Below are 17,209 nucleotides of genomic sequence, written 5' to 3'. Positions count from 1 at the left end.
CCTATTGTTTCCTTCTGTGATAAGCAGACACTGCGGGCGCTGCCGCCCAACGTCGAGCGCTTTGCTTCCGGGTTCTCAAGGTGCCTGATTGGCTTTGGTCGCAGTATGAGGAATAAAAATTCCAAATTCAATATGAAATGAAACATCCATCACGATTTTGTGAGCCAGGTAAAACTCTGACGAAGCCGCTAAACAGCAGCGCATTCGCGGTGAGTTTCAGTGATAGTCAGGCTTGTGAGCCAGGTCTCAGGAAAGTGTTGGCGAATCAAGGAAGCTACTGAAGTGAAATGAAATTTCGTTATGACCTGCAAATGACCTTTTACTGTTCCACTTTTCCCCCTTTCGCGGCTCATGTCGCCCACGTTTCATTGCTGAATTTGATCTCCATCGCAAAATGAAATGTTTCTTCTGTAACCGTGTTTAATGAAAAAAATATTTGTTTATAATCGCCTCACGTTTCACTTAATCCGCGGGCGCCGTGAACGGCAGTTTTTACCCGAACCGCGATGTACCTCGCCGCAGGTACCAGCATGTAAAGGAAGAAGCATATGGGCACAATCAGACTCACTACGGCACAGGCGCTGGTAAAATTTCTCGATAACCAATACCTGAACGTTGACGGTGTTGAAACCAAATTTGTGAAAGGTATTTTTGCCATTTTCGGTCACGGCAACGTGCTGGGGTTGGGTCAGGCGCTGGAGCAGGACAGCGGCGATCTGGTCGTGCATCAGGGCCGTAATGAGCAGGGCATGGCGCACGCCGCCATTGGTTTTGCGAAGCAGTCGCTGCGTCGTCAGATTATCGCCTGTACTTCTTCTGTCGGGCCTGGCGCGGCCAACATGATTACGGCTGCCGCGACGGCGACCGCCAACCGCATTCCTTTATTGCTGCTGCCGGGCGATGTGTTCGCGACGCGCCAACCGGATCCCGTATTGCAGCAAATCGAACAGAGTCACGATCTCAGCATCAGCACCAACGACGCGTTCCGCGCGGTAAGCAAATACTGGGACCGCGTCAGCCGCCCGGAACAGCTAATGACCGCCTGCATCAACGCGTTACGCGTGCTGACCGATCCAGCGGAAACCGGCGCGGTCACTATCGCACTGCCGCAGGACGTGCAGGGCGAAGCCTGGGATTTCCCGGAATACTTCTTCCAGAAACGTGTGCATCGTCTGGATCGCCGCCTGCCCACGGCCGCGCAGTTGCAAGATGCGCTGGCGCTCATTGCACGTAAACACAAACCGCTGATCATTGTCGGGGGTGGCCTGAAATACTCCGATGCCGGTGATGCGCTGCTGAAGTTTGCCGAGCGCTTCAACATTCCGTTTGCTGAAACTCAGGCGGGTAAAGGCACCATTGTTTCCGATCACCCGTTGAACGTGGGCGGCGTGGGCGAAACCGGCTGTCTGGCAGCCAACCTGCTGGCGAAAGAGGCCGATCTGGTGATTGGCATTGGTACGCGCTACACCGATTTCACCACCGCGTCGAAATGGATTTTCCAAAATCCGCAGGTCAGCTATCTGAATCTCAACGTCAGCAACTTCGACAGCTACAAGCTGGATGCGGTGCAGCTGCTGGCGGATGCGCGTGAAGGTTTAACCGCGCTGGAAAGCGGCTTGAATGGTTTCGAAAATCAGTGGGGCGGCCAGATTGAGCTGTCGCAAAGCAAGCTGCTGAAAGAGACGCAGCGCGTATATGCCGCGACCTATAACACCGACGATTTCATTCCAGAAATCGCCGACCACGCCGATCGCGAAGCGCTGTTTGCGGAGTTTGAGCGCCTGACGAAATCGGTGCTGACGCAGAGCAGCGTGCTGGGCACCTTAAACGAGCAACTCCCAAAGGATGCGGTGATTGTGGCGGCGGCGGGCAGTCTGCCGGGCGACCTGCAACGCGTGTGGCGCACCAAAGATTACAACTCGTACCACGTTGAGTACGGCTATTCCTGTATGGGTTACGAAGTGAATGCCGCGCTAGGCGTAAAGCTGGCGCAGCCGCAGCGTGAAGTCTACGTCATGGTCGGCGACGGGTCGTTCATGATGCTGCACTCCGAGCTGGTTACCTCAATTCAGGAAGGCGCCAAAATCAACGTGGTGCTGCTGGATAACATGACTAACGGCTGTATCAACAATCTGCAGATGGAACACGGCATGGACAGCTTCACCACCGAGTTCCGCTTCCGTAACCCCGAAGGCGGCAAATTGGATGGCGGCTTTGTGCCGGTGGACTTTGCGGCGATTGCCGGTGGCTACGGGTGCAAAACCTACCGCATCACCACGCTGGAGCAGCTGGAAGCCGCGCTGATCGATGCACAAAAGCAGACCGTTTCAACGCTGTTCGACATCAAAGTGCTGCCCAAAACCATGGTGCACAAATATTTCAGCTGGTGGCACGTCGGCGTGGCGCAGACCTCCACGTCAACGCGCACGCAGGAAGTGGCCGACAACCTTAACGTGCATATCGAACAAGCGCGTAAGTACTAATACCTCTTTTAGGCCGGCGTCATCCGGCCTTGTTAAACCCTATACCCAACATCATTCGAGAGGCAGGAAGGCAGCCAACGCGAGAATCCCGATGAGCTGACTTAAGTCAGTGATTCAGGTGAACGAGAGCAGCCAACGTACCTGCATCTTGAAATATGAAGGGGACACTTATCCGACTCTACAGGTGTAATTATGACGCTCAAACTCGGTGTAATTGGTACCGGCGCAATTGGTCAGGAACACATTCGTCGCTGCAATAATGTATTGCAGGGAGCAAAGGTTGTGGCAGTTTCAGATATCAACGTGGAAGGGGCGCGCGCAGCGCTGCAACGTCTGAATATCGAAGCCGAGGTGTATCAGGATGGCCATCAGGTCATCAACTCGCCAGAAGTCGATGCCGTTCTGGTGACATCCTGGGATCCGACCCACGAAGAGTTTACGCTGGCCGCGATTGCTGCGGGCAAACCGGTGTTCTGTGAGAAGCCGCTGGCACTGAGCGCCGAAGGCTGCCGTCGCATTGTTGATGCCGAGATCAAACACGGTAAACGTCTGGTGCAGGTTGGCTTTATGCGCCCGTACGATTCCGGCTATCGCGCACTGAAAAAAGTGATTACCGATGGTGAAATCGGCGAACCGCTGATGCTGCACTGCGCGCACCGCAACCAGAGCGTCGGCGAGAATTACACCACGGACATGGCGATCACCAACACCCTGATTCACGAGCTGGACGTGCTGCGCTGGCTGACCGAAGACGACTACAAAACCGTGCAGGTGGTGTTCCCGCGTACCACCTCGAAATCTCATGCCAATCTGAAAGATCCGCAGATCGTGCTGTTCGAAACGCAGAAAGGCATCCGCATTGATGTGGAGATTTTTGTTAACTGCGCGTACGGCTACGACATCCAGTGTGAAGTCGTGGGTGAAGAGGGCATTGCTAAGCTGCCTGAGCCTTCTGCTATCCAAACGCGCAAAAACGCGCGTCTCGGCGTGCCGCTGCTGACCGACTGGAAGGACCGTTTCATTGATGCCTACGACGTTGAGTTGCAAGCGTTCATCAATGACGTCAAAGACGGCCAGCTGACGGGGCCTTCGGCCTGGGATGGCTTTGCTGCCTCCGTGGCGGCCGATGCCTGCCATAAAGCGCAGAACAGCGGTGCGATTGAGCCGGTAACCATGCCGCCGCGTCCGGATTTCTACGCCAAATAACGCGAATACTCCTCGGCGGCTCAGCGGCCGCCTCTGTGAATCAGGGACAACAAGATGAACAAAGACAACGTAAAACTGGCAATAGCGCCAATCGGCTGGACCAACGACGACATGCCGGAGCTGGGCAGCGAAAACACCTTCCAGCAAACCGTGAGTGAAATGGCGCTGGCGGGTTTTACCGGTAGCGAAGTGGGCAGCAAATATCCGCGCGATCCGGCGATTCTCAAGCCGATGCTGGATATCCGTGGCATTCAGATCTGCAATGCCTGGTTCAGCACCTTTTTTGCCAATGGCGACAAAGCCAAAACCATCGACGGATTCACCAATCACATGAATTTCCTGCATGCGATGGGCGCGCGCGTGATTGGCTGCTCCGAGCAGAGTAAAAGTATTCAGGGCACCACGCTGGCGGTGCTGGAGGAGAAGCCGATTTTCAGTGATGAAGAGTGGCGTTTGACGGCGGAAGGCTACAACGAGCTGGCGGAGATCGCCGCGAAGAAAGGCATGCGTTTGACGCTGCATCATCACATGGGCACCGGCATCCAGACGCCCGCTGAGATCGACCGCTTTATGGAGTCAACCAATGAGAATGTCGGCCTGCTGTACGATACCGGCCACATTTACTACTCCGAAGGTTCACAGCAGGCGATGCTGGACGTGCTGACCAAATATCTGCCGCGTATTTTCCACGTGCATCTGAAAGACGTGCGCGACAGCGTGGTAGCGGAAGTGCGCGAAAAATCACTGTCGTTCCTCGATGGCGTGAAGAAGGGCACCTTCACCGTGCCTGGCGACGGCGTGATCGATTTCAAACCGGTGTTCAAAATCCTCGACGATTTTGGCTATAAAGGCTGGATGGTGGTGGAAGCGGAACAGGATCCGGCGCTGGCTAATCCGTTCGAATATGCAGTGAAGGCGCGTAAATATATCCGCGAGAATACCGGGTTGTAAAATAGTGCAGGCGTTAAAATGGTCGCCATGAATGGCGACCCTACAAAGCAATGGTCGTCATTCATGACGACCTTTTTTCATTACGACGCCAGCGACAGCGCCGGTTTCTGTGCGTTGACCGCCAGCCACTCAGCAATACGCGCCTGCTCGGCTGCACTCAGCCACATACCTTGTTTGGTACGACGCCAAATCGCATCATCCAGCTCGCGCACCCATTCGTTTTTCACCAGGTAACGCAGCTCGGCTTCATAAAATTCATGGCCGAAATTCTCACCCAAATCATCAAGGCTTTTCGCGCCTTCAAGCAGCACTTCAGTGCGGCTGCCGTAAGTACGGGCAAAGTGACGTGCCATGCCTTCGCTGATAAACGGATAGCGACGACGCAGACCCGCGGCATAATCTTCACGCGTACCGGAGAAATCACCGCCCGGCAATACCGCGCTTTTCGTCCACGCAGGGCCGATAGTCGGGTAGTACTTGCTCAGTTTTTCCAACGCGTGTTCTGCCAGCTTACGGTAGGTGGTCAGCTTACCGCCGAATACCGACAGCAGCGGCGCCTGGCCATTGTCGTCATGCACGTCCAGCGTGTAATCACGGGTGATGGCCTGCGGCGAATCGGATTCGTCATCGCACAGCGGACGCACGCCTGAGTAAGTCCAAACGATGTCATCTTTCTTCAGCTGCTGTTTGAAGTGTCCGTTAAACACGTTCAGCAGGTAGCTGATTTCGTTGTCATCAATCTTCACGTTTTTCGGATCGCCTTTGTACTCCACGTCGGTGGTACCGATGATGGAGAATTCATCCATCCACGGAATCACAAACACGATACGGTTATCTTCGTTTTGCAGGATATACGCCTGCTTTTCGCGGTGTACGCGCGGCACCACAATGTGGCTGCCTTTGATCAGACGAATGCCGTATGGCGACTTCAGCTTCAGGCCGTCGTCAAAGAACTCTTTCACCCACGGACCGGCCGCATTGACCAGACCCTTGGCGCGCCAGGTATAGGTTTTGCCGCTATCGATATCTTCAGCTTCTACCATCCACAGACCGGCTTCACGCCAGGCGCGGGTGACTCGCGTGCGGGTACGGACTTCACCGCCCTGTTTTTCCACTTCCTGCGCGTTGAGCACTACCATACGTGCATCATCAACCCAGCAGTCAGAATATTCGAAACCGCGCGTGATTTCTGGCTTGAGGGCCGAATCCGCGCCAAAACGCAGACTTTTACTGCCCGGCAGCGTGGTGCGTTTACCGAGGCGATCGTACATAAACAAGCCCATACGGATCATCCACGCCGGGCGCAAATGCGGGCGGTGTGGCAGGCGGAAACGCATCGGGAAAGCGATGTGCGGTGCCATTTTCAGCAGCACTTCACGTTCTGCTAAGGCTTCGCCAACCAGGCGGAATTCATAATGCTCAAGGTAGCGCAGGCCACCGTGAATCAGTTTCGAGCTGTTGGAGGAGGTTGCACAGGCCAAATCCCGCGCCTCCAGCATCAGCACCGACAGTCCGCGTCCTGCAGCGTCCACTGCAATGCCGGCTCCGTTAATGCCGCCGCCGATCACGATCAGGTCTTTGGTTTCCACGTCATCTCCTCCGATGTTCGGAATAGTTCTAAAATGTTCGTTTTCGAGCGTAATAATAATCGGAAACCAACATCTATGCCAGCGGTTAACTGAATAAAAACATTTTTGCGTGATATAGCTAACATTCCGACAGGAAAAAAATCACATAACCACAGGACTTGTCAGGTTATCGCGGCGGGTTCTCAGGTTAAACTAGGCGCTAATTGTGTAATGCTTGTGAGTAAAGACGATTAGGTCGCCATAAATGACGACCCTACAACGGCCACTCCGAGCAGTCGTAGGGTCGCCATTTATGGCGACCTGGCAACAACACCGGCGATTTTATCAATCGCTAATTGTGACGAAGTAATGAGAGACACCATGGAAACCTTCGAAAGTATTAATGTCTTGCAAGCGCAAGAGCATCTGGCACAAGGTGCGCAGCTGGTGGATATCCGTGATCCGCAGAGCTTTATGATGGGCCATGCGGTGGGTGCGCAGCATCTGACCAACGATAACCTGGCGGACTTTATTGCCAACGCCAATCAGGATTTGCCGGTACTGGTGATGTGCTATCACGGCAACAGCAGCAAAGGCGCGGCGCAGTTCCTGCTGGGGCAGGGATTCAACGCTGCATACAGCATTGATGGTGGATTTGACGCCTGGCGCGCGGCATTCCCGGCGCAGGTTGCCATCGGCGAAGCCTAAGCCCATCGCATAAGGAAGGGGAGCACCGCATGATGCGCATCACCCAGTTTAATAATCCGCGCATGGCGCAGGCGTTTGTCGATTACATGGCGACACGCGGCGTGAAGCTACGAATTGAGCGCGAAAGCCACTTCGTCATCATGTTGGATGATGAAAGTAAGCTGGAGATGGTCGAAAACGAACTCGCGCAGTTTGTGCGCGATCCCAATCATCCGCGCTATCAGGCTGCCAGCTGGCACAGTGGCAACACCGAAAGTGGTTTGCGTTACGAGCGCACCCACATCTGGGCGAGCATTCGTGAACGCGCAGGACCGCTCACCATGACCGTGATGATTGCCTGCGTGGTGGTGTTTATCCTGATGCAGATTGTGGGTGATGATGTGGCGCTGGATTGGCTGGCGTGGCCAGCGGACTCTTCGCAATATTTCCAGGTGTGGCGCTGGTTCAGCCATGCGCTGCTGCATTTCTCGCTGCTGCACATCCTGTTCAATCTGATGTGGTGGTGGTATCTCGGCGGAGCCGTTGAGAAGCGTCTCGGCAGCGGCAAGCTATTTGTGATTATGCTGATCTCGGCGCTGCTGACCGGCTGCATGCAGGCTAAATTTAGCGGCGTGCTGTTTGGTGGCTTGTCGGGCGTGGTTTACGCACTGATGGGTTACTGCTGGCTGCGCGGCGAGCGCGATCCCGAAAGTGGCATTTATCTCGAGCGCGGCCTGATTGGCTTCGCGGTAGTGTGGTTAGTGATTGGCTGGTACGGCGCATTCGGTATGGCGATTGCCAACGCGGCGCACGTCACCGGTTTACTGGTGGGTTTAGCGATGGCGTTTGTTGATACGCGTAAAATTGCGCGTCGTTAGCAGCACGATGAAAAGAAGCGGCTTTGAGCCGAGGAGAGAGATGTGAAGCAGACGCAACGTCATGACGCCATTATCGATCTGGTCCGGCGTCAGGGATATGTCAGTACTGAAGAGTTGGTGGATCACTTTGAGGTCAGCCCACAAACCATTCGGCGCGACCTGAACGACCTGGCCGATCAGAACAAAATCATGCGCCATCACGGCGGGGCGGCATTGCCGTCCAGCTCAGAAAACACCGCATGGCAGGATCGTAAGATGATGTGGTCGGGGGAGAAAGCGCGTATCGCCGAGCGCGTGGCGAGCCAGATCCCCGATGGTGCCACGCTGTTTATTGATATCGGTACCACGCCAGAAGCGGTGGCGCATGCGCTGCTCAATCACAACAATCTGCGCGTGGTCACCAACAACCTAAACGTAGCGATTCTGTTGATGGCGAAACCCGATTTCCGCGTCATTATCGCCGGCGGCGAAGTGCGTACGCGTGATGGCGGCATCATGGGCGAAGCGACGCTGGATTTCATTTCGCAGTTTCGCCTTGATTACGGCATTCTCGGCATCAGCGGTATTGATATGGATGGTTCACTGCTGGAGTTCGATTATCACGAAGTACGCACCAAACGCGCCATTATCGAAAATTCACGCTGCGTGATGCTGGTGGTGGATCACTCTAAGTTTGGCCGCAATGCGATGGTTAACCTCGGCAATATGAGCCTGATTGATTACCTGTACACCGATCAAAGCCCACCCGCCAGCGTGCTGAAAGTGATTGAACAGCACGAAGTGCATCTCGAGCTCTGCTAACGCCATAGCGGCGCAATTTATTGCGCGATAAATCGCGCCGCTACAAAACCCGCACCGTTTTTTTTCTTAACACGCGCATTTCCCTGTCGCTTTTTTCTGCGCCCGCAGCTTTACTTATCCATTCACTTTGCGCTCGCCCCGGCTTTACCGTTAACGGACACGAAGGGATTGATATGTCGCAGCAAAAATTCAATAAAACACGTTTCGACGCCGCGCTCACCCGCCAATGGCAGCATCTTGGACTCTCATCCGCCCAGCAAATGACACCGCACCAATGGTGGCAAGCGCTGAGCAGCGTGCTCGCAGAAATGCTGGCGACGCAGCCACCGGTGCCGCCCAAACAAGGACAGCGCCACGTTAATTATCTGTCGATGGAGTTTCTGCTGGGGCGTTTGACCGGCAATAACCTGCTCAATCTTGGCTGGTACAACGAGGTGCAAGCCGCGCTGGCGGAATATCAGGTTGAGCTGAGCGAACTGCTGGAAGAGGAAATTGATCCGGCACTCGGCAACGGCGGTTTGGGTCGCTTAGCTGCCTGCTATATGGATTCGATGGCGACCGTCGGCCAGGCGGCAATGGGCCACGGCCTCAACTATCAATACGGTCTGTTTCGCCAGACCTTTACCGACGGACAGCAGCAGGAAGCGCCGGATGACTGGCAGCGCGATCGTTATCCGTGGTTCCGGCATAACGCCGCGCTGGATGTGCAGGTTGGCCTCGGCGGCAAGGTAAAAAAGAACCACGATGGTAGCCTCAACTGGCGTCCTAAAATTCACCTCAAAGGTGAAGCCTGGGATTTGCCGGTGGTGGGTTATCGCAATGGCATCACGCTGCCGCTGCGACTGTGGAGAGCCTGCAGCGCGCACCCGTTTGATCTCACTGCGTTTAACAACGGTCAGTTCCTGCAGGCCGAGCAGCAAGGCATCGAGGCCGACAAGCTGACCAAGGTGCTCTATCCCAATGATAATCATGCCGAAGGCAAGCGCCTGCGCCTGATGCAACAGTATTTCCAGTGCGCCTGTGCGGTCGGCGATATTCTGCGACGCCATCATCTGGCTGGGCGCGCAATCCGCAGCTTGCCCGATTTCGAAGTGATCCAGCTTAACGACACCCATCCCACCATCGCCATTCCAGAAATGCTGCGCGTGCTGTTGGATGAGCATCAACTGAGCTGGGACGATGCGTGGCACATCACCAGCCGCACCTTCGCTTACACCAATCACACGCTGATGCCGGAAGCGCTGGAGCGTTGGGATGAACGATTGGTGCGCGACCTATTGCCACGCCATTGGCTTATTATTCGCGAAATTAATCGCCACCTGAAGAAAGTGGTGAAGCAGCAGTGGCCGGGCGATAAGGCGATGTGGCACAAGCTGGCGGTGGTGGCTGAGGGCCAGGTGCGGATGGCGAATTTGTGCGTAGTGAGCTGTTTTGCGGTTAATGGCGTGGCGGCATTGCACTCAGAGCTGGTGGTGAAAGATCTGTTCCCGGAATATCACCTGCTGTGGCCGAACAAATTCCATAACGTCACCAACGGCATTACGCCACGCCGCTGGTTGAAACAGTGTAATCCGCTGCTGTCGACGCTCATTGATGACAGCCTGCAGGTGGAGTGGGTTAACGATCTTGATGCGCTGGCGTGGCTCGCGCCCTTTGCCCGTAAAAAGGCTTTCCGCCAACAGTTTCGCGCCATCAAACAGCAAAATAAGCAGCGGTTAACGCTCTATGTCAAACGTGTGACCGGCATTGATATCAATCCGGATGCGCTGTTTGACGTACAGATTAAGCGACTGCATGAGTACAAGCGTCAGCACCTCAGTTTGCTGCATATGCTGCACTGCTATCGTCAGCTGCGCGATAATCCGGACAATCCTGATGTTGTGCCGCGCGTATTTATCTTTGGTGCCAAAGCCGCGCCCGGCTATTACCTCGCCAAAAACATCATCTATGCCATCAACAAAGTCGCGGACGTCATCAACAACGATCCGCAGGTCGGCGATCGCCTCAAAGTGGTGTTTATCCCGGATTACCGCATCACCGCCGCAGAGCTAATTATTCCGGCCGCCGATCTCTCCGAGCAGATTTCCACGGCTGGTTATGAGGCTTCCGGTACCGGCAATATGAAGCTGGCGCTGAATGGCGCGCTGACCATTGGCACGTTAGACGGCGCCAACGTGGAGATTGCCGAGGCGGTGGGCGAGAAGAATATCTTTATCTTCGGCAATCGCGTCGATGAGGTGAAGGCGCTGAAGGCCGGCGGCTACCACCCGAAAAAGCTGCGCAAACAGAATCCTTATCTGGATGGTTTGCTGAAGGAGTTGGAGAAGGGCACGTTCAGCGATGGCGATAAGCACGCGTTCGCCCTGATGCTGCAAAGCCTGACGAAGAACGGCGATCCGTGGCTGGTGCTGGCCGATTTTGATGCGTACATCGCGGCGCAGCAGCAGGTGGAAGCGCTGTGGAAAAACCAGGAGGCCTGGACGCGCGCAGCGATCCTGAACACCGCCCACACTGGCCGTTTTAGCTCTGACCGATCGATTCGTGATTATCAGCAGTTGATTTGGCAGGCGGCAAGATAATGTGCCAATTCCCTCGGCGATTTGTAGCGGCGCAATTTATTGCGCATTGTCTGGATGGGCACGACGCCGCCATTAAAATGCGCGATAAATCGCGCCGCTACGGTAAGTGCACACTTTATGATCAGGAGAAAGGATGACGCTCAATAAGTTGGATCAGGCGGCACAGGATGCCGGTATTGCACTGCGCTTTATCAATGCCCATGGCGAGCCGGAAACCATCAGCGATGACACCAAACGCGCGCTGCTGGCGGTAATGGAAACACCCACCGGCAAGGCACCACCATTGCCGCCGGTGCAGGTATTTGCCGCTCGTGCTAAACGCCAACTCACACCGCAAGGCAATGGCACCTATGCATGGCAACTGCTCACTGAACAAGGCAAAAACCTCGATGGTGAGGTGCAGGGCGGCGAACCATTGATACTGCCGCCGCGTCTGCCGCAAGGCTATCATCAGCTCACGCTGCGCAAAGGTCGTCAGCAGTGGCAAACGCGCATCATCATTGCCCCGCGGCGCTGCTATCTGCCTGAACCGCTTGAGCAGGGCGAAAAACGCTGGGGCGCGCTGGTGCAGCTCTATACGCTGCGTTCAGAAAATAACTGGGGCATTGGCGATTTTGGCGATTTGAAATTGATGCTGGAGGAGATTGCCGCTCAGGGTGGCGATTTTGTTGGCCTCAATCCGCTGCATGCGCTCTATCCGTCGCTGCCGGAACATGCCAGTCCGTATAGTCCAACGTCGCGTCGCTGGCTCAATGTGTTGTATATCGACATCAATCAGCTAGAGGATTTTCAGCACAGCAAAGAGGGTCAGCGCTGGTGGAAGCGCGCCACAACGCGCAAGACGCTGGAGAAAGCGCGTGCCAGCGAGTTTGTCGATTACAGCGCGGTGGCTGAACTGAAATTAGCCGCGCTGCGTTTTGCCTGGCAAAACTATCAGCCACGCGCGGCAGCTGACGTCGAATTCCAGCAATTTATCGCCGACGGTGCCGCGCATCTGCGCTATCAGGCCGCTTTTGACGGCATTCTCGCCGAGCGCTGCCAACAGCATCCCGATGAATGGGGCTGGGCAAAATGGCCGGAAGGCTGGCGCAACGCGTTGTTGCCGGAAGTGCAGCAATGGTGTGCAGAACACGACGATGAGATTCAGTTCTGGAGCTGGCTGCAGTGGCTGGCGCAACAGCAGTTTGCCGCGTGCTGGCAGCGCAGCCAACAGCTCGGTATGGCGGTGGGTTTATATCGCGATTTAGCGGTCGGCGTGGCGCAGGGCAGTGCCGAAACCTGGCAGGATCCGGAACTCTATAAGCTTGGTGCATCAGTCGGCGCACCGCCGGATCGTCTCGGTCCGCAGGGACAAAACTGGGCGTTACCGCCGCTCGATCCGCATGTCATGCGTGCGCGCGGCTATCAGCCATTTATCGATCTGCTGCGCGCCAACATGCGCGACTGCGGCGCACTGCGCATCGATCACGTGATGGCGCTGCTGCGTTTATGGTGGATACCCTACGGCGAAAGTGCCGATAAAGGGGCTTACGTAGCGTATCCGGTGCACGATCTGCTGGCGATCCTCGCGCTGGAGAGCCAGCGCCATCGCTGTATGGTGATCGGCGAAGATCTCGGCACGGTGCCGAAAGAAATTGTCAGCCTGCTGCGCAACAGCGGCATTTTCTCGTGGAAAGTGCTGTTCTTCGAGCAGCATAGCGATGGCCGCTATCGTCAGCCGCACGAGTATCCCTCTCAATCAATCGCCAGTGCCAGTACGCATGATTTGCCGACGTTAAGCGGGTTTTGGCACGCAGATGATTTAGCGCTGGGTGACAAGCTGGGCATTTATCCCGGCGACGGCGTGCTGCAATCCCTGCAGCAACAGCGGGTGAAGCAAAAGCAGGCGCTGCTGGATGCACTGCATCAAGCCGCTACGCTGCCCGCACGCAGCGGTAAACGCGCCGACGGTTTGGCATTATCTCCCGCGCTAACGTTGGCGTTTCACCGCTATCTGGCGCGTACTAACAGCACATTGCTTGGGCTACAACCGGAAGATTGGCTGGGTATGTCTACGCCGGTTAATGTGCCGGGCACCGTTAACGAATACCCAAACTGGCGGCGCAAGCTTAGCGTCACGCTGGAAGCCATGTTTACAGAGGAGGTACAAAAGGTATTAAAAGCGGTGAGCGAAGGAAGGAAAGGAAAATAAAAACGCGCGGCAGCATCGGGTTGCTGCCGCGTGCTAAATCAATAGTAAGAGTGTTCGCCGCGCTGGTGCTCGGTCAAATCACGCACGCCTTTCAACTCCGGGAAGGCTGCCAGCAGCTCTTTCTCGATGCCATCTTTCAGCGTCACGTCGATCATCGAACAACCGTTACAGCCACCGCCGAATTGCAAAATAGCGATGCCGTCATCGGTGATTTCCATCAGCGATACGCGACCGCCGTGGCCCGCCAGCTGCGGGTTAATCTGCGCTTGCAGCAGATATTCCACGCGTTCCACCATCGGCGCATCGTCAGAGACTTTACGCATTTTGGCGTTTGGCGCTTTCAGCGTCAGCTGTGAACCAAGGTTGTCGGTAACAAAGTCGATTTCCGCGTCATCGAGGTACGGTGCGCTCAGCTCATCAACAAAGGCTGACAGTTTCTCGAACTTAAATTCTGTATCAGTCGCTTCTACTGCATCAGGTGGGCAGTAAGAAACACCGCATTCTGCGGTTGGCGTACCCGGATTAATGACGAATACGCGAATCTGAGTGCCATCTTCTTGTTTTGACAGCAATTTTGAAAAGTGCTCTTGCGCAGCATCAGTAATAACGATCATGGCGATTGCTCAATAGTTGACTAAATTACTTGGTTATAATACGCCCAACACCGACGCTCTACAAGGTACGGCACAGGCAACCAATGTGTACGCTGGCCGCGCCTTGCGCCAGCAGGATGCGGCTTATTTCCGCCACGGTACTTCCGGTCGTCACAACATCGTCGATAAGCAGGATATGGCGTCCGCGTACCGGCATTTCAAGGCGAAAGGCACCGCGTAGGTTCTTTTTACGCGCGCTGGCACTCAATGAGTGCTGTACCGCGCCGTGGCGCACACGTTTTACGCCTTCGCGATATTCACAGTCCAGCCAGCGTGCCAGCGGCTTTGCCAGCAGCGCCGCCTGATTATAGCCGCGTTGCCAGGCGCGCCGACGATGGAGCGGAACGCTCAGCACCAAATCTACACGCGGTAGCCGATAATCACGACGCATTGTTAACAATTTTAACAAAATCAGCCGCGCCAGCATCACCCTGAGTGCGGTTATGCGAGAAAACTTCAGCTGTTGCACCCATTCACTCACTGGCGGCAGATAATCGCTGACGCAGGTCAGGCTGTGCCACGGTGGCGGATGGCGCAGGCAGCGCCCGCAAGGTTGTGTAGCGCTGGCCGGTAAACCGCAGCACGGACAGAGTTCCGGCAGCCGCGGAATTTGTTGAACACAGCGGCTGCACAAACCGTGGCTGGCAATCTGCAACGGCAGGCGGCATAGCCAACACAGTGCCGGGATTGGTAGCATAGCGACCTCCTTTTCACTTTTCCGGAGTGTAACCGATGAGTTCGCTTTACTGGCACACCACAGGCACGGGCGATCGCGATCTTGTGCTGCTGCACGGCTGGGGTTTGAACGCCGAAGTGTGGCAAGGCATTGTTCCGCGACTCAGCCCGCATTTTCGCCTGCATCTGGTGGATCTGCCGGGCTTTGGCCGCAGCCAGGGTTTTGGGCCGCTGACCTTAGCGGAAATGGCGCAACAGCTGTTGCCGCAGTTACCGGATCGCGCGGTGCTGATCGGCTGGTCATTGGGGGGATTAGTCGCCAGTCAGCTGGCATTAACCCAGCCGGATCGCGTTGAAGCGCTGATCAGCGTGGCGTCATCGCCGTGTTTTACCGCGCAAGAGGCGTGGCCGGGCATCAAACCCGAAACGCTGCAAAATTTCCAGCAGCAGCTCGGCACTGATTTCCAGCGCACCGTGGAACGTTTTCTGGCGCTGCAAACCATGGGCACGGAAAATGCGCGGCAGGATGCGCGTCAGCTGAAAGACGTGGTGTTATCGCAGCCAATGCCGTCGGTTGAGGTGCTGGAAGGTGGCCTGGAGATTCTGCGCCAGGATGATTTGCGCGCATCGCTCGACGATCTGACGCTGCCGTTCCTGCGGGTTTATGGTTATCTCGATGGGCTGGTGCCGCGGCGTATCGCAGAGGAATTGGATACACGCTGGCCACATTCATCATCGGTGGTGATGGAGAAAGCCGCGCACGCCCCGTTCATTTCGCATCCTGAAGCGTTTACTCAATTGATAACGAACTTCATCCGCGCAGCCACATAAATTGCCACGCAGCCAGCGTTATTGGCTGGCTGCCATCCATCTTCTCCCCGCTAATCACGTCCTGCACATGTCGCGCCAACGGTAACTGCGTCGTGACGTCATGATTGCTGAGATTAAACACGCACAGTAAACCCTCTCCGCTATCCGGCTGATGCCGCCGCAATACCAGCAAGGTATTTTCGCTCTCCAGCAGCGTCATGGGATTATCGGGATGAAACGCGGTCTGGCGCGTACGCAGCTGAATCAGCGCGCTGAGGCGTTCAAACACCTGCTGCCGTAACGAATTGCCGCCGCTAATCCACTGCTCCATTTCACGCAGGCTGTACTTCTCACGGTTGATGGCGCGGTTATGACCGGCGGCGCGCACGCCCTCGTTATCATTGCGCGAGCCAAGAATGCTTTGAATGTAGATCGCCGGTACGCCGGGAAACGCCAGCAGAATCGCGTGCGCCAGCAGGAAGCGGCGCAGACGTGTGTCATCGTCGTCGCTTTGCTGATTAAGCGCATCAAAATAGGTCACGTTGATTTCGTACGGGCTGGTGGTGCCATCGGCATTGTTCTTGTAGGAGACCAGCGCGCCTTCCAGCGCCAAATCGCGTACCAGCGCCACAATCTCCACTTCCGATAAAATGCCGCGCGCCGGATTCAGTCCAATGCCGTCATGCGAGGCGAGAAAGTTAAAGAAAGTGGTAGTGCCGCCGCCTAAATCCAGTGTGCTGGCCCACTGACGCAGCGCGCGCGCCGATCCGGAGTGAATGGCGTGCAACACCAGCGGTGGCAGCGAAAACTGATACACCATTTGCGCTTCATCTTTGCCGTTGCCGAAATAGCTGATGTTGTCTTTGTGCGGCACGTTGGTCTCGGTAACGATCACCGTGCCAGGCGCCACTTCATTGGCGATGGCACGAAACAGCTTCACCAACTGATGCGTTTTCGGCAGATGAATGCAGTTGGTGCCCGGCGTTTTCCACATGTAGCCCACCGCGTCGAGTCGCACATAATCCGCGCCTTTGATCAGGTAATCGAGCAGCACATTTACCATGCGAATCAGCACGTCCGGATTACCAAAGTTGAGGTCGATCTGGTCGGCGCTAAAGGTGGTCCAGATATAGCGCGTCTCGCCATTGGCCATGGCAAACGGGGTAAGCAGCGGTGAGGTACGTGGGCGCGTTACCGCGCTGAGATCGGTCGCGGGCGGCATGCTGATAAAGAAATCATCCCAACCGGGATCCTGCGCCAGAAAGTGGCGAAACCAGCGGCTATGCGCCGACATGTGATTGCAGACAAAATCGAACATCAGGCGTGTTTCGCTGTGCAGCGCGCTGATGTGCTGCCAGTCGCCGCAGATCGGATTGACCTGATGATAATCGATAACCGAGAAGCCATCGTCTGAGGAATAGGGGAAGAACGGCAACAGATGCACCAGACTAAAAGTGGATTGCAGGTGCTGCTGAAAAAAACGCGAGAAGCTGGCGAGCGTCGGTTGTTCGGGTTCGCGGAACTGATCGGCGTAGCTGATCAGCACCACATCTTTCTCATCCCAGTGCGCCTTGCGTGGCAATTTAACCGTATCGCGCGCGGCACGAATGTGCGAAAGCAGGCGTTCACGCGCCGCGACAGGAAAGTTGCCGTGATAAATCTCATCGATTAAGGCGTTGATAATATCCATTGGATCGCAGAGCCACGCGGAAGGTTATTTTTTCAGC

13 protein-coding genes are annotated in these 17,209 nt (G+C 55.7%); 9 read left to right on the top strand and 4 right to left on the bottom strand.

Annotation, left to right across the window (positions count from 1 at the left end; genetic code table 11):
- The first annotated feature begins 548 nt into the window (after positions 1–548).
- The 3 genes from iolD to iolE all read left to right on the top strand — a co-directional run bounded on the left by iolD (position 549) and on the right by iolE (position 4,640).
- Positions 549–2,483, top strand: a complete 1,935-nt coding sequence (iolD, locus tag AC6I8K_RS17580) for a 3D-(3,5/4)-trihydroxycyclohexane-1,2-dione acylhydrolase (decyclizing) (protein ID WP_497827132.1) — start codon at positions 549–551, stop codon at positions 2,481–2,483.
- A 192-nt stretch (positions 2,484–2,675) separates the two neighbouring features.
- A complete protein-coding gene (gene iolG / locus AC6I8K_RS17575; RefSeq protein ID WP_064741242.1) occupies positions 2,676–3,689 on the top strand; it encodes a bifunctional inositol 2-dehydrogenase/D-chiro-inositol 1-dehydrogenase in 1,014 nt (337 codons plus the stop codon).
- A 54-nt stretch (positions 3,690–3,743) separates the two neighbouring features.
- Positions 3,744–4,640: a myo-inosose-2 dehydratase gene (gene iolE / locus AC6I8K_RS17570; RefSeq protein ID WP_497827131.1), complete on the top strand. Its 897-nt coding sequence runs from the start codon at positions 3,744–3,746 to the stop codon at positions 4,638–4,640.
- A gap of 80 nt (positions 4,641–4,720) precedes the next feature.
- On the opposite strand, the gene glpD is transcribed toward iolE, so the two are convergent.
- On the bottom strand, positions 4,721–6,229 hold the full coding sequence (gene glpD, locus AC6I8K_RS17565; protein WP_064741240.1) for a glycerol-3-phosphate dehydrogenase: 1,509 nt from the start codon (positions 6,227–6,229) through the stop codon (positions 4,721–4,723).
- 360 nt (positions 6,230–6,589) lie between these two features.
- Between glpD and glpE the strand changes: the two genes are divergently transcribed.
- The 5 genes from glpE to malQ all read left to right on the top strand — a co-directional run bounded on the left by glpE (position 6,590) and on the right by malQ (position 13,344).
- Positions 6,590–6,916 carry a thiosulfate sulfurtransferase GlpE gene (gene glpE / locus AC6I8K_RS17560; RefSeq protein ID WP_497827130.1) on the top strand — a complete coding sequence of 109 codons (327 nt, stop codon included), beginning with the start codon at positions 6,590–6,592 and terminating at the stop codon, positions 6,914–6,916.
- Positions 6,917–6,948: 32 nt separating this feature from the next.
- On the top strand, positions 6,949–7,773 hold the full coding sequence (gene glpG / locus AC6I8K_RS17555) for a rhomboid family intramembrane serine protease GlpG (RefSeq protein ID WP_064741345.1): 825 nt from the start codon (positions 6,949–6,951) through the stop codon (positions 7,771–7,773).
- Positions 7,774–7,815: 42 nt separating this feature from the next.
- Positions 7,816–8,574, top strand: coding sequence for a DeoR/GlpR family transcriptional regulator (locus AC6I8K_RS17550; protein ID WP_064741238.1), 759 nt, complete (start codon positions 7,816–7,818; stop codon positions 8,572–8,574).
- Positions 8,575–8,747: 173 nt separating this feature from the next.
- Positions 8,748–11,153 carry a maltodextrin phosphorylase gene (malP, locus tag AC6I8K_RS17545; RefSeq protein WP_497827129.1) on the top strand — a complete coding sequence of 802 codons (2,406 nt, stop codon included), beginning with the start codon at positions 8,748–8,750 and terminating at the stop codon, positions 11,151–11,153.
- 133 nt (positions 11,154–11,286) lie between these two features.
- Positions 11,287–13,344 (top strand): 4-alpha-glucanotransferase, encoded by a 2,058-nt coding sequence (gene malQ / locus AC6I8K_RS17540; RefSeq protein ID WP_497827128.1) that lies wholly within the window; start codon positions 11,287–11,289, stop codon positions 13,342–13,344.
- Positions 13,345–13,382: 38 nt separating this feature from the next.
- Here the strand turns inward: malQ and nfuA are convergent, their stop codons facing one another.
- Positions 13,383–13,958 carry a Fe-S biogenesis protein NfuA gene (gene nfuA, locus AC6I8K_RS17535; RefSeq protein WP_064741235.1) on the bottom strand — a complete coding sequence of 192 codons (576 nt, stop codon included), beginning with the start codon at positions 13,956–13,958 and terminating at the stop codon, positions 13,383–13,385.
- A gap of 58 nt (positions 13,959–14,016) precedes the next feature.
- On the bottom strand, positions 14,017–14,694 hold the full coding sequence (gene gntX / locus AC6I8K_RS17530; protein WP_064741234.1) for a DNA utilization protein GntX: 678 nt from the start codon (positions 14,692–14,694) through the stop codon (positions 14,017–14,019).
- Positions 14,695–14,729: 35 nt separating this feature from the next.
- On the opposite strand from gntX, the gene bioH reads away from it, so the two are divergent.
- Positions 14,730–15,503 (top strand): pimeloyl-ACP methyl ester esterase BioH, encoded by a 774-nt coding sequence (gene bioH / locus AC6I8K_RS17525; protein WP_064741233.1) that lies wholly within the window; start codon positions 14,730–14,732, stop codon positions 15,501–15,503.
- Here bioH and AC6I8K_RS17520 read toward each other — a convergent pair.
- A complete protein-coding gene (locus AC6I8K_RS17520; RefSeq protein ID WP_497827127.1) occupies positions 15,484–17,172 on the bottom strand; it encodes an alpha-amylase family glycosyl hydrolase in 1,689 nt (562 codons plus the stop codon). The genes bioH and AC6I8K_RS17520 overlap by 20 nt on opposite strands.
- Positions 17,173–17,209: the final 37 nt, after the last annotated feature.

The sequence above is a fragment of the Pantoea sp. X-Soil-ISGK-421 genome, assembly GCF_059730785.1.
Note: the sequence above shows the minus strand (reverse complement) of the source record. Positions and strands in the feature narration are given on the sequence as shown.